This window comes from Mesorhizobium intechi (assembly GCF_002879535.1).
GTDB lineage: Bacteria > Pseudomonadota > Alphaproteobacteria > Rhizobiales > Rhizobiaceae > Mesorhizobium > Mesorhizobium intechi.
In genome coordinates this window covers 61,030-73,655 of record NZ_PNOT02000219.1, presented here as the reverse complement: position 1 = coordinate 73,655, position 12,626 = coordinate 61,030, and the positions used below count along the sequence as shown (strand labels likewise).

Sequence of the window (12,626 nt, the reverse complement as noted above, 5' to 3'; positions counted from 1 at the left end):
CAGGGAACGGACCATACAGGGGAACGCGCTTTGCCAGCCGCTGGTTCCGGCATGGTCGAAAGGCAACGCAGCATAAACGCCCTAGTGACGCGGAGGCTGTTCGCCGGATGTGCTCACTTTGGCCAGCTTGTCGACTGCACGCTCGACCTTCTGCGCAGCGGCGTCGGTGTCTTTAAAGCTCAGCATCAACTCGTGCCGCAGCAGCGCGAGCCTGGCCGCGCGATAGATTGGGCCGCTTCGAGCAGTTTCAGGGTTGAGCGGAAATGTCGGGTTCATGGAGCTGAATCCTTAAGCCGATCGACCCGGCTCCGATCTCAGAGCCGGGTCAGTCGGAGATCAGTAATCGCTGTTTTCGATGACGACGTGGCGATGGCGGCGATGCATCGGCCGGTCGTCCGAACGCCTGATCACGACGACGTCGGGGCGATGATGCCTGCGCCAATGACGCCGATTGCCGTTGTCGTAGAACGCCTCTGTTCCGTGCCGGCGATGATGGAGGCGAGCGCCGTCCTCATTAATGACGACTGCGTCCGCGCGATGATGATGGCGATGCTGGTTCGTCGTCAGAACGATCGAATCCGCAGAGGCCATGGAAGGCGCGGCCAAGCAAAGCGCCATCGCGCCCAAAATGAGGGTGGTTTTCATGATCAGTTCTCCGAGAATTTAAGATGCCCTTCGCCAGCTAAACATCGCAGTAGGGTTTTGGTTCCTGTCGGTGGTGCCGCATGACGCCCGGCTTCCGCGTCACGGCAGTAAAGGCATTGGCCTACCAGTCCGAGGCCGTCGAGCGCATGCTTCGCTTCCTTGCCGAGCACCAGGCCGCTCACGGCGCTCCGCGCACGCCGGCCGGCGATCTGGTAGCGGCCGCGCTTGAACGCGAATACTGGAAGCGCTGGCCGGAAGGCCGTGACGACTGATGCGCGGCCACCATCGTACTCGCCTGATACCGCCTACCGCGGCTGCGGGGCGAGCCGCATTGTCTGCCTCCGGCGGACTGCGCGAGCCCCATCAAAGCAGGTCGCCGAAGCCCCAGATCAGCGTGCCGATGACGCCGACCAACAAATGGTCGGTTAGGAATCGATTTTGCACTGCTGCGATCGCACGCGAAACCCGTCGCTGCGCGGTAGCGCTAGCCACTTTTTCGGTATCGGACCCTGGGGCAATTTTGCCGCGTTCAACAGTCGTGAAAACGTCGACGACAACCTTCTCGACGCGGTCCGTCATCATCTTCGACCAGCGTAGCGAACGCCAAGCATGCATGATGCTCAGGGCGGTGAGGAGGGCGCCGGATCTGCCGAACGCTTCGAAATTGCCTCGCCACCAGCTGATCGCCAACCCACCAACGATTGTGAAACAGCAAAGCGCAAGTAGCTGCAGCCGCTTTTCTCTGACCAACGTATCGGCAATCGAAGCCAGGCGCTCATCGTATGCCGCCGGCAACGGCAGGTCGTATTGGTCGATTTCACGCATTGCTGGCGCCTACTTTTCGGCGAAACCTCCGCCCCGGCTCGCGATGCGCCACCGAGTAGAATGGAATCAGCGTTTCGGCTTCTTCGGTGGCGTAGGCTTGGCTGGCTTCCCGTCAGCATGCGCAAGCACAGCGCCGGCTAGCCGCCTAGACACTTCGCTAGACCGCTTGTCGCGCAAAGTCTTCGCGGCCAGCGCTTCAATCGAATCCGAGTGGTCTTTCCCGCCCTTTACGTTTGCCATCTACCCCTCCATTGGCGAACGTCTGCAGCATGCAATGGAACTGGAGAATAGTCGAGAGGCTTGCGCAGCCATTGCCGATTCCTGGGCGGAGATCGCCCCAGCGTGATCACCGCTCCAGACCCACAACTCGAGGCCTATGTCGCCGCGGTGGAAGCCGCCATGGCCTCAACAGACGCAGCACTGGCGGATCTGCGTCGCTACGTTGGGCGGCAGCCAGGGAGAGAGCCGATGGACTCGCAAAGTTCCGTCCCGATCAGTCAGGCCGATGCCGCCGCACACCGCAAGTTTGACGACCTTGTCACTCCGTCCGTGGCCAGCAGGCGTTCCGGGCGCAAAGAGAACACCATCCGCAAATGGTGCAAGACAGAGGGAATTGGGGTGAAGCAAGGGGGCGGCTGGCTGGTGTCCATGCGCGAGGTTGAACTGCGGAAACATCGCCGGAAGAAGGACTAGCCATTCATCCCGTTTTTCTTGCTGCTCATCCCGTTTCGTCACGTTTTTCTGCGATCGGCCTGTTGGTCCGTCACGTTTCAAACCGCACCTTGGAGCCAATCAACGAGGTGCGTCGCATGGACATCTTCAAGCTTCTTCGCCGGCAGTCAAACACCGCAGCGGATCTCAAGGCTGCCTTGGCCGCGATCGATCTGGACGGCGCCGAAGCCGTGGCAGAGGGGATCGAAGCGGAGCGTAAGCGCATCCTCCTCGACGGCACCGACAAGGAACTGGCTGCAGTCGAGGAACGCTTGGCCGCTGCCTATCGCCATATCGAACGGTTAGGCGCGGCGAAGGAAGAACTCGAGCGCCGTATTGAGGCAGCCACTGCAGCCGAGACCCAGCAAGAACGAACCGTCCAATACGCCTCAGCCAAGGCCCAAGCGGATGCAGCCGCCAAGCTGCTCACCACCAGATATCCGGCTATCGCCCGCGATTTCATCGGGCTGCTCAAGACCCTCGCCGAGGCGCAACTTGCCGTGGACGACGCAAACCAGAGGCTCCCGGACGGAGCGGCGCCATTGATGGATCCCGAAACGGCCGTGCGCGCACTGCTAGGCCAGCCCGAGAAGACCCTGGAGGAGGTGAAAGTCTCGGTCTGGTGTTTCGCCAACTCACCTGACATCCGAGTGCTTCCGCCGGAGAAGCAGGACGAACTCAACACAAGATTCCCGAATTCGGACCGAGGTTCAATTCACAGCGGCAGCGCTGTAGGCAGCACCGAGGTCGTCAAGCGCCGGGTCATTCGGCGAACCTACGTGCCTCGGACCAACAACACGTGGCCCGCGCGGCTCGCCGCCATCGATCTGCCCGGCTTGAAAGTCGGCGACCCCTACGTCTGGCAGGCATCAACTAATCCCGACCCTAGGTTGGTTCTAGCCAACTTAGCCAGGCTCGCGGCCATGCGCCCCGCGCCAGCGATAAACCAAGCCGATGTCAGGGTCGAATACATCGAACCATCTGGACAGGGTGCGGACGCGTCACTTGAGACAGCCGAGTAACAGCGCCGATGAGTAAATCTCAGAGCATTGAAGCTACCGGAACCGATGGCTGGAAAGATTTGAGGTTAAGAGCAGTGGTGATCCTTCCCCACTCAACCAGAGACTGGGCGGCAGTCGATCGTCGGCCGGTCTCAACCCTTTCGAATTGCCGGCGCGCGTTGTTGACTCCTCCGCGTGTAGGCAAGGGTCGAACGTTAGGCGTGACGTTCGGCCCGCTCATCCCATTGCCGGCGCGTTGTTTCGTCATGGCGCGTAGGCACGCAGGCGGGGTGGCACTTGGTGCTGCTGCCCTGCCTGCACCGATTGGCCGGCAGCAAGCGAAGGTAGGTTCTCCCGGCCAGCCAATCGCCTCACGGGGCGGCTACGCTCGAGCCTTTCCTAGAGACAGAATTTTTCCGGCTGTTCCACCACCACAGGGGAGCGCGACGCCATGGCCATGACGAAAACGCTCTATTCGATTTCCGCCCTCGCCATCGAACTAGACAGGGATCGGCGCACGATCGCGCAAGCGCTGAAGGCTGTCCCGCCTGATGGCAAACTTGCGGGCGGGAAGCATGACGGATGGTACCTTTCGACTGCCACCAAAGCGTTTCTCTCAGACCGATCATCTCCGACGACAGGCGGCGACCGGCCGCGCAAGGGGTCTGCCCTGGATCATTATGTCGACCGGCTCGTCGACTGGCAGGAACTCGCGGAACGCGAACCCCAGGACTTTCCGATCGACGAAGCCGTCGAGGTGTTTGGCATCCCCCGCGATGCGCTTGTGACGTGGCTGCGTTGCGGGATGCCCTATGCCGTGGCCGGCGACTTCAAGACCGGCGATGGCTTCGTCCTGCGGTCTAAATGGCTGTTCGACTGGCAGATCGCTCTCACCGTAATTGCCGCCTCGGCAGGATGGCCGGCCGCGGCCAGAACTCTCAAAATCCCGGAGATTTGAACCATGATCCCCAACAGCTTCGCTGCGCACTGGCGCCGCGCCATCGATACCGGCGTTGCAGCTTTCATAAACGACGAAGACGCGATCGGTTTCTTCCACGCCACTCAACATCGAGGGAGCGGGGCCTTCTTCCAGCTTTCGATGGACGAGAGAGATCACCTGGCGGATTTGAGGAGCGCATATCCCGCCGAGTCCTCGGAAGCGATCAGCCGCGCCATCTACGGTACGGTGCCGGCCAAAGCAACGCCGGCGGCGACCGAGCGACCTTTATCAGCAGCTCCAGTCAGCACGACAACCCGTTTCGATTTCTACCGGCGTGCCAAATCAGAAGATCCGAAGCCGCCGGTGGCGTCATGGGACGCAGCCATCGCACGCGCCAACCGCGGGCTAAATGGCATCGCCTCGGACATCTATGTCCGCCGCAACGGCAAGGGGGCCTAGCCCGTGGCAGCTCGCCTGCGATATTCCTACGACAAAGGCGCCTTCGCCAAGGCGATGACGTCGATCAAGGACCCGATTGCCGCCGCCGGCACCGGTGCCATTCGAGAGCTCGCCGACATTGTGAAGCGCGAAGGCCGCGCCGACATGGCATCGGCAGGCTTCAGCAAGCGATTCCAAAACACCTTTCGTGGCGAGGTCTACCCGAGCAATCGCGACTCAATCGACGCCGCGGCGGTGCTCTATTCCAAGGTGCGCTATTCGAACATCTTCGAAACCGGCGGTGACATCTCCGGCAGTCCACTGCTCTGGCTGCCGTTGCCTACCGCGCCGAAGCGGATCGGGCGCCAGAAGATGACACCGGAACTCTACATCCGGCAAATCGGCCCGCTGTTCACGATCAACCGGCCTGGCAAGCCGCCTCTCCTGGCCGCCAATATTGGCGTTTCGGCCCGGCAGAAAGCGAGCGGCAACATCGGCAAAATCACCAATGCGAAATTGAGAAGGGGTGCCACCGGCACGGGCGCGAAACAGGCTGTTCCGCTGTTCGTCGGCATCCCCAGCGTGTCGATCAAGGACAAACTGCAAATTCGCGAGATCACCGAACGCGCCGCCGGTCGGCTTGGCGAGCTCTACTTCAAACACCTAAACCCGGAGGGCTGACCATACCATGGCTAAGGAACCAATTCTGCAACGCGTCGCGCTGGACGGCGGCAAGGCGATCGAACAGCAACTCAAGGATATGGGCGATGCTGGCGAAAAGGCCTTCCGCGACATCGCGGCCGCGGTCTCCAAGGTGGATTTCGCCAAGTTCACCGCCAGCCTGTCGAAGGCGAGATCTGACCTTGCGACGCTCGGAAAGAACCTGGCCCTGATCGGTGCCGGCCTCACTGCGGCAGGCACAGCCGCCAGCGCGGCGGTGTTCGGCCTTGCCAAGAGCGGCGCCGACGCTGCCGACGAGGCCGGCAAGGCCGCACAGAAAACCGGTCTGCAGGTTGACGCTTATGGCCGGCTCGCTCATGCGGCCGATCTCGCCGACCTGTCGCAGGAACAGTTTCAGGCTGGCATGAGCCGCTTGAACAAGGCCATCGGCGAGGCCGCCAAAGGCACGACGACAGCAGCCGATGCCATCAACAACACAGGCGTTCAGGTGGTCCGTTTCGGCGGCAAGACCGCAGATGCCGCCAAGAAAGTCGGCGATGCCGGTAACATCTTCACCAAGCTTGGTGTTCGCATCAGGGACGCCAGCGGCGCCTTGCGGTCGAATGAGGCCATTCTGCTCGACGTCGCCGACGCCTTCGCCAGGATGCCGGATGGTGCGATCAAAAGCGCATTGGCAATCGAGTTGTTCGGCAAGGCCGGCGCCGAAAATGCTGCCGTTCTTGAACGCCGGCAAGAAAGGGCTGATCGATCTCGGGCAGGAGGCCGAGCGAACCGGGCTCGTCTTCACGAAGGCACAATCGACCATCGCGGAAGATTTCAACGACACTCTGACTTCGCTGGGCAAGGCCGCGCGCGGCGTGCGGGTGCAGCTCGGCTTGTTGTTCGCGCCGATCTTCACCACTCTTGCCGGCAGTTTGCGTGACGAGATCAACAACAACCGCGAAGCGATCGTCGCCTTCGGGCAGAAGGTTGCCCAGGTGACAGCCGGCGCGCTCGGCGATCTCTTCCATCTGCTTTCCGGCAACACGCAAAACATCAAGAGCCCATTCATCCGGGAATGGGGCGCCGCCATCGTCCAGTTCGGCAGCGACGTTTCTGGCGTCGTCAACGGCCTGGTGATTCCGGCCTTCAAGTTGCTCCGGGAGGGCGCGCAGTTCGTCGCCGATCAGATCAACAGAGTTTTTGGAACAGACATCACAGCCGGCGAGCTCGCGCTTGGTACTGCGATCCTCTCGGCCGTTGGCGCATTCACCGCGCTCGCCAGTGCGGTCGGTGTCGTCGTGTCCGGTATCGGGCTTCTGGCCGGGCTGGTGGGCGGCATTCCGCTGGCGATCGCCGCTGCCGCCTTTGCCGCCGGCGTCGCTATCGCTGTGTTCTGGGACGACATAAAAACCGGCGCCGCAGCCGCTTGGGAATTCATCACCAGTGGCGCTGCGGCTGCGTGGCAGTCCATTGTCGACGGCGCCATAGGCCTATGGCAGGGGATCGTCGCCGCGTTCGGCGATGGCCAGCAAGCGGCGGTCGACGCCTTCAATGGCATCGTTGAAAGCATTGTGTCGGTCTGGAACAGCCTAATTGATCGTCTGGGCTCCATTGCGCAGCAGATCGTCGAGCGCATTGCCGGCTGGTTTGGAACGCTGCCAGGGCGGATCACAGCCATCTTCAACAGCTTGGTCGGCATCGCCAGCAGCGTGCTCAACCGCGTTTCGTCGCTGGTCGATTCCATTGTCTCGAAGATCCAGTCGGCCATCAATCTGGCAAGGCAGCTTGTCGGGCTCGGCGGTGACAGCGGCGGCAGTTCCGGCGGTGGCGGTCAGGGCGGATTCGCCAACGGAGGACTGATCCAAGGCCCTGGAGGCCCCCGGACGGACAGCATTTTGGCTCGCGTTTCGAACGGCGAATTCATCATCCAGGCGCGCGCGGTGCAGCGCCTCGGCGCCGATTTCTTCCACATGCTCAATCAGGGCATCATCCCGAACATGAATGGTCTGCGCGGCTTCAGCGTCGGCGGCCTTGTCGACAACTTCAACCGATCGATGGCGATCCCGCGCTTCGCTGGCGGCGGCCTGGCTAATGTCAACGTGTCGCCAGCATCCGGCTTCTCCGGCAACACGGTGGCGGTGAAGCTGCAGTACGGCCCGACGGTACAAGATGTCATCGATCTCATCGGCCAGGCCGATCCGGTCATGCGGTTGCAGCGGTTCGTCCTGCAGGAATCGAGCGCGAGCGCAGGAAGGAGGCCACGTTGATGAATTTCCCAGACTTCGATCCGAAGACGATCCCGCAGGCTTACGACCCGCAGAACCCGCGGGTGCGCGCCAACCAGGCCGAGTTTCAGGAGCAGTTCGGCGACTTCAAGGCTCACCACGTCACCGGCCTGCGTCTAGGCCCGGCGCCCAAGGGCGAGTGGGTCGGCATGAGCTTCGACAAGGAAGACGGCACGACCGTCAAGGTGTCGATCCCCTACACGCTATGGCAGGCCTTCGGCAACGAATACGTCCTGGCGATGATGTCGGCCGGAGAGATCATTCAGGCAGCCTACGGGCGAGAAGGCGCCGCATGATGCCGCTCCTCGCCTTTCTCGCATCGGTCGCAGTCATCGGCGCGCTGCTGTTTCATTGAAAGGACACGACATTGGCAATCCTCGGCTTGCGGCAATGGACTATGGACGGCCCTTACATATTCGCTGGGGGGCCTCCCGCTAACCCGGTCACCTATGTCGGCAAATTCAGCGGCGGCCCCTCCGGTAACACCCTAACGTATGCATCAGCTCCGATCGCAACGAGCGCGTCAGATATCGTCGTGATCGGATTGGTGCGCGAGAGCAATTTCGGGACGACAACCACTGGCGTAACTGTTGGTGGTACGGCAGCCGCGTTATGGAGCCCGGGCGCAATTACCCTGGGTTTCATCTCGGCAGGCTACATCGAGTTTTACTATTGCCAGCCAGGGGCGTTGGCCACCGCTGATATCGTCGCAACGTTTGGCGCCAACGTGATCAATGGCAATATTCTCGCCTGGGCGGTCAGCGGGGCCACGGCTACGCCGCTTGATGCGGTGTCGTCCGCTCAGGCATCGAGCGCTTCAATTGCCCTCAACGACATCGAGACCAAGGTCAATGGAGCGGTGATCGCTGTTGGCGTCTGTGAGCCGACAATCACCGGTTGGACGGAAAGCTGGTCCGGCAGTGAAACTGTCGTTGAAGATGCCGACTTCACCAGCGCCACGGGCAACCACCGGATCGTTGCCTGCCATTTTGCGACCACCGCGGCCCTGACCACGCAGGACCTGACGCTGACCCTGGCCGCATCGCAGGCTCACATCGGAGGGGCCATCAGCTTCGGGCCTTGAGGATCAGACCACGCCGGGGTGCAGGATCTGGCCGATATCGGTTTTCGGCAGCTTGGGTTCAGTGTGATCGGAGCTTTTCCATGCGGCGCTGGCGCCGGCCAATATCACGAGCGCGGCAAGGGTGGCGACTGCATAGGCAAGCCGCGTTTTCCGGGGCGCCTTCACCACGCGGCTGAGATCGTCGAAAATGGTTGCGTCCATAAGGCGATGCTAAGCGAAAACCGGAAATGGGCCGTTAACGGGCTTTACAGAAGTGCGCCCAAGGCCGGTTGCAAGAAAATGTGGCAACCGACCGACGCTGTCTCAGCAGCCATGAATCCAAACCTCCAGAACAGCCAAGCCCAGATCACGCCCGGCACGATATACCGCAGCGCCTCATAGGCGAGCGTCCCCGCGGTGATCGGGTCTGGAGAAAGCGCTGTAACATTAAAGCCGATGTTAAGGGCCTGCGTGCCGATCATGACGGCCAGAATGGCTAAAGGGGGCAGGCCCTTCGCCCTAACTTCCGATAGCACCGAAAGGGCCGTTGAGAACACGAACAGTCGGTAGATCACATTCTCGTTGAAGGCCCGCAGCATGAAGTAGCCGAACCGATCGGCAAGGGGCACCTCCTCAAAGAACCGAACATATGAGGCCGGAAGCGAGCTTCGAAATAGGTAGCAATCAATAGCAATCACATAGCCGGCGACGAGAATAGCCGCGCCCGCTCCAGCCAATAGGGAACCTACCCGCCCCGTCAGCCTGAGGCCGACATTGTTCGCAGCCCACGCTCCAGTCAGCACCATCACTGCAATCAGGATTGCCCGGAGGATAGGCGATCCGAATGTCGCTGCCGTGAACATCACGTCGAACGGCGCGACCGTTGCTATGAACACGCTGATGAGCAGGACGACGAAAAGGGCAGCACTAAACCGGCCTTGGTCGCCAACGGCCAGTGTGCGATCCGCGATCGATGTCATATAGGCACGGCGGTCATCTTGGGGCCTTTGCTGGCCGCAGCATTGGACGTTTGGCCGATTCGATCCCAGCAACCGCCACGATTGCTAGCACTGCCACTATGCCGCCCGCGACCACGTCTACTAGGTGGTGCCCGCCTTCCGGTAAGGTGCTGAGGATCATCACCGCCTCAAGCGCTGCAACCGGCCAGAAAAAACGGAAGCCGCGAGCCGACCAGGCGACAAAGATCCCTACAGCTGTGTGGTACGACGGAAAGGTAACCAAGGGCTGCGGGTCGTCGAGGAAGAGTGTGAAGGGATCACCAGAGCGCAGCTTAAGTAAAGTGGAGTAGTGCCACATACCGGCATGCTCAGTGAAGTTATTGTATGCCCCTGGTGGCGGGTTGAAATAGGCGTAGGCGCCTGCCGCCGGGAAAAAGGCGACCAGGATGCCCGTGATCGTCAGGCAGACAAGGTTCAGCACGGTGAACTCGATCATGCGGTCCGCTCTCTGCATCGCCGCGTACGAGATCAGCAGCGCCAGAACCTGCAAGCCGGCGGTATGGTAGGCCAAAACCAGGACCTTACTGACGATAGGATCCCCATTCATGGCCGAGAGGAATGCCAGCCAGTCAAAGCCGACGGCGCGGTCGATCGCTGCTAGTTGCGCATCGACGAGTTCTCTCCCGGTTGAAGATGCAAGGCAAATAAATATACCGAAAGCGATGCCAAAAGGAAGGGATAGCATCGTTACCCCAATGAGCGATCTGATGATATATGCCAGCCGGCCAATCAACTGCCCAAGCAGCGATTTGTCGTTTCCTACGCGCAAAGACACGGCGACGCTGATGCCGTATAGCAGGACCATGCCAAGCCCTAGTTTCGCGATCACCGAAACGTTGGAGGTGTCAACGTGAATTTTCGAAAAGGGCAGCCAGGCGATGTCCAACGCTGCTACGAGCGCCGTCAAGCCGAATGACAGCACGATAATGGGACGGTTCGGCAAGGGGTTGTTCTCACACTGAGAGGGAGAGAGTGTCGCCGACAGCAAGCCAATCCTAGCTCATGAAAGGGCTGGCTTGCTGTCGACTCATCGCCGAACGGGGTTCAATCGCTCGGCGTTGTTTCCCTAAGCTGCTGCGGTAAGTGTTGTGTTCAATGATGTCCACTGAGCACTTACCCAGCCGCCCACTAGGACGACCGTGGCGATGACAGCCACAGTGATGATGCCAAGGAGGACACTATACTCGACCATAGCTGCGCCGTCATCATCGGCGATAAACCTCGCGATGAGCGCCTCCATGGTGGTTTAAGCCGCAGCCTGGAGAGCGGTGTTGAGCGAGGTCCACCGGCCGCTGATCCAGGTGCCGACCAGGACGACCGTCGCGATAACGGCCACGGTAATAATGCCGAGAAGAACGGTATATTCCACCATCGCTGCGCCGTTTTCGTCGGCGCGGAACTGTTCAAGAAGCTTCTTCATTTGACTTCCCCTTTTACACTGATTTACACCCGGACAAAGGTGCCCCTGAAGGTGCTCATCCCCCGGTCCTGGACTGATCCTGTTCCCGGCATACGGGGCGAGTCAACTGTGGATTAACAATCGGTTAACCCTTGGTTGCTTGAGCGATAAGCGTGTCTTGATGTAAGTGGTTGCTAATATTAGCGATTTCGCATCTTAACTATGTGAACGGGTTAGGCGGCAGCGGGGCAGGCGCGGTCATTCAGTCGATATACCCCGTTATTCAGCGTCAGCTAAAGCAGTACGTACGAAGGGGGTATTTCGGTCTCCAGTAGGTCGCCTTTCGGCACGGCCAAATCGGCAAATAGATTAAGATTCAGATTGCTCAAGCCCTTGCGCAACATGCCGTTGAGGTGTTGCGATGGTTTCGCCAAGGCCTATTTTCGAAGGTTGGATGTATCGACATGCGTGACATCGATCTCATCGAACGACCTGGCAAAGGCTGGGCGCCCTGGAAGTATGACGGCGACGGCGAGGCCCGCATAGAAAAGGTCTGGTGGGCTGCCAGGGCGCTGCATTTCGCCAAGCTCAACGTTTCTTGCTGGTTTGATGGCTCAGACCTCGTTGGCATCGCTCATTGGGGCTACCGCGGCGAAAAATGGACGATGAAGAACAAGCCGGCCGACTGGCAACCGCTGCCCGAAGAGTACAGGCTCGAGCGCGAGCGCGTGCAGCAGGAGGCCACAGCGCGATACCGCGCCGAGTCCGCGGCACGCTTCCTTGCCGCCACAGCGAGCCGCCAAGAGGCGAACGGCGCCGAATCCAGGCCGGAACTTTAGCGCGCTCTAAAGGTTCTCTCTCAGCAAACCTGCCAAAACCCCAAGGGGTGGAATGATGTCTCAGTTGGCGTTCGCTTTCCTATTTTATTCAGGGTTGACCGGCCCGGGCTTATTAGGGGCGATCCTGTCTTTGGCGGCGGGTCTGCTACTCTACAATGCCTTGCCCCAAGATTGGAGCCGATAGGCAGCACCATGGTCCGGCCCAAAAGGCTTGTGGGGCGCGTCACAGCGAGCCGCCAGGCTGCGCCAGACGCGCTTTTGGCGGTCCAACCGCAGGGGCAGGCCTGATGCCGGCCCTCGCCCTCATCGCCTCGCTGGCCGTCGTCGGTGCGCTGCTGTTTCATTGAAAGGACACGACAATTGGCAGCCTGCGGCAATGGACTATGGACGGCCCTTACATATTCGCCCCCGCAGGGGGCTCCCGCTAACCCGATCACCCATGTAGGCAAATTCAGCGGCGGGGCGCCTTGTCCCTAAATCAAATGTGAATGCACGAACTCCCGTTCGTGCGATGCTGGAACATGTCGCGATATTTGTTCGAGGTGGTCCTTAACGGGGTTAGTTTGGGCGATGCGTGGGTGGATCTTCCCAGCACCAGCGAAATGCGGCGGGAAGCGCTTAAGGCGACGAACGACATAGCCGTTGACGAGATGGCAACGAGCAACCTGAGCGAAACGATGGTTGTCACAGTCCGCGATGATCTGGGAAGTGTCGTCTATCGGGCTACGCTGACCATAGAGCAATGATGGAGCTCTAGCTCTTGCCGATAAACTGCCACTTATACAAAATCCGCGGCAC

At 60.5% G+C, this 12,626-nt stretch carries 18 protein-coding genes; 11 read left to right on the top strand and 7 right to left on the bottom strand.

Annotation, left to right across the window (positions count from 1 at the left end; translation table 11 throughout):
- Nucleotides 1–81 precede the first annotated feature (81 nt).
- On the bottom strand, nt 82–276 hold the full coding sequence (locus tag C1D09_RS18875) for a hypothetical protein (protein WP_143975735.1): 195 nt from the start codon (nt 274–276) through the stop codon (nt 82–84).
- A 60-nt stretch (nt 277–336) separates the two neighbouring features.
- Nucleotides 337–645 (bottom strand): hypothetical protein, encoded by a 309-nt coding sequence (locus C1D09_RS18870; RefSeq protein WP_143975734.1) that lies wholly within the window; start codon nt 643–645, stop codon nt 337–339.
- An 80-nt stretch (nt 646–725) separates the two neighbouring features.
- On the opposite strand from C1D09_RS18870, the gene C1D09_RS18865 reads away from it, so the two are divergent.
- Nucleotides 726–917, top strand: coding sequence for a hypothetical protein (locus C1D09_RS18865; RefSeq protein ID WP_143975733.1), 192 nt, complete (start codon nt 726–728; stop codon nt 915–917).
- A 91-nt stretch (nt 918–1,008) separates the two neighbouring features.
- Here C1D09_RS18865 and C1D09_RS18860 read toward each other — a convergent pair whose 3' ends face one another.
- A complete protein-coding gene (locus tag C1D09_RS18860; protein WP_143975732.1) occupies nt 1,009–1,470 on the bottom strand; it encodes a hypothetical protein in 462 nt (153 codons plus the stop codon).
- A 342-nt stretch (nt 1,471–1,812) separates the two neighbouring features.
- Between C1D09_RS18860 and C1D09_RS18855 the strand changes: the two genes are divergently transcribed.
- The 8 genes from C1D09_RS18855 (at nt 1,813) to C1D09_RS18815 (ending at nt 8,592) form a co-directional block, all read left to right on the top strand.
- Nucleotides 1,813–2,163 (top strand): hypothetical protein, encoded by a 351-nt coding sequence (locus tag C1D09_RS18855; protein WP_143975731.1) that lies wholly within the window; start codon nt 1,813–1,815, stop codon nt 2,161–2,163.
- Nucleotides 2,164–2,279: 116 nt separating this feature from the next.
- Complete coding sequence (locus C1D09_RS18850) at nt 2,280–3,203, top strand: hypothetical protein (protein WP_143975730.1); 924 nt, start codon at nt 2,280–2,282, stop codon at nt 3,201–3,203.
- A 430-nt stretch (nt 3,204–3,633) separates the two neighbouring features.
- Nucleotides 3,634–4,140 (top strand): hypothetical protein, encoded by a 507-nt coding sequence (locus C1D09_RS18845; protein WP_143975729.1) that lies wholly within the window; start codon nt 3,634–3,636, stop codon nt 4,138–4,140.
- Nucleotides 4,141–4,143: 3 nt separating this feature from the next.
- Nucleotides 4,144–4,581, top strand: coding sequence for a hypothetical protein (locus tag C1D09_RS18840; RefSeq protein ID WP_143975728.1), 438 nt, complete (start codon nt 4,144–4,146; stop codon nt 4,579–4,581).
- 3 nt (nt 4,582–4,584) lie between these two features.
- Nucleotides 4,585–5,241 (top strand): DUF6441 family protein, encoded by a 657-nt coding sequence (locus tag C1D09_RS18835; protein WP_281288595.1) that lies wholly within the window; start codon nt 4,585–4,587, stop codon nt 5,239–5,241.
- A 707-nt stretch (nt 5,242–5,948) separates the two neighbouring features.
- Nucleotides 5,949–7,490 carry a phage tail family protein gene (locus tag C1D09_RS18825; RefSeq protein WP_143975725.1) on the top strand — a complete coding sequence of 514 codons (1,542 nt, stop codon included), beginning with the start codon at nt 5,949–5,951 and terminating at the stop codon, nt 7,488–7,490.
- Complete coding sequence (locus C1D09_RS18820) at nt 7,490–7,804, top strand: hypothetical protein (RefSeq protein ID WP_143975724.1); 315 nt, start codon at nt 7,490–7,492, stop codon at nt 7,802–7,804. Before C1D09_RS18825 ends, C1D09_RS18820 begins: the two co-directional genes overlap by 1 nt.
- A gap of 71 nt (nt 7,805–7,875) precedes the next feature.
- On the top strand, nt 7,876–8,592 hold the full coding sequence (locus tag C1D09_RS18815) for a hypothetical protein (RefSeq protein ID WP_143975723.1): 717 nt from the start codon (nt 7,876–7,878) through the stop codon (nt 8,590–8,592).
- Nucleotides 8,593–8,595: 3 nt separating this feature from the next.
- On the opposite strand, the gene C1D09_RS18810 is transcribed toward C1D09_RS18815, so the two are convergent.
- The 4 genes from C1D09_RS18810 to C1D09_RS18790 form a co-directional block, all read right to left on the bottom strand.
- A complete protein-coding gene (locus tag C1D09_RS18810; RefSeq protein ID WP_143975722.1) occupies nt 8,596–8,793 on the bottom strand; it encodes a hypothetical protein in 198 nt (65 codons plus the stop codon).
- A 44-nt stretch (nt 8,794–8,837) separates the two neighbouring features.
- Nucleotides 8,838–9,551, bottom strand: a complete 714-nt coding sequence (locus C1D09_RS18805; RefSeq protein WP_143975721.1) for a hypothetical protein — start codon at nt 9,549–9,551, stop codon at nt 8,838–8,840.
- A 13-nt stretch (nt 9,552–9,564) separates the two neighbouring features.
- Entirely contained in the window at nt 9,565–10,533 is a 969-nt protein-coding gene (locus tag C1D09_RS18800; protein ID WP_167514671.1) for a phosphatase PAP2 family protein, read from the bottom strand.
- 303 nt (nt 10,534–10,836) lie between these two features.
- A complete protein-coding gene (locus C1D09_RS18790) occupies nt 10,837–11,010 on the bottom strand; it encodes a Flp family type IVb pilin (RefSeq protein ID WP_143975718.1) in 174 nt (57 codons plus the stop codon).
- Between the two features lie 443 nt (nt 11,011–11,453).
- Between C1D09_RS18790 and C1D09_RS18785 the strand changes: the two genes are divergently transcribed.
- Both C1D09_RS18785 and C1D09_RS18780 read left to right on the top strand, forming a co-directional pair.
- The gene (locus C1D09_RS18785; RefSeq protein WP_143975717.1) at nt 11,454–11,828 is read left to right on the top strand and encodes a hypothetical protein; all 375 of its coding nucleotides are present in this window, start codon (nt 11,454–11,456) and stop codon (nt 11,826–11,828) included.
- A 521-nt stretch (nt 11,829–12,349) separates the two neighbouring features.
- Nucleotides 12,350–12,574: a DUF6894 family protein gene (locus C1D09_RS18780; RefSeq protein WP_143975716.1), complete on the top strand. Its 225-nt coding sequence runs from the start codon at nt 12,350–12,352 to the stop codon at nt 12,572–12,574.
- Nucleotides 12,575–12,626 lie beyond the last annotated feature (52 nt).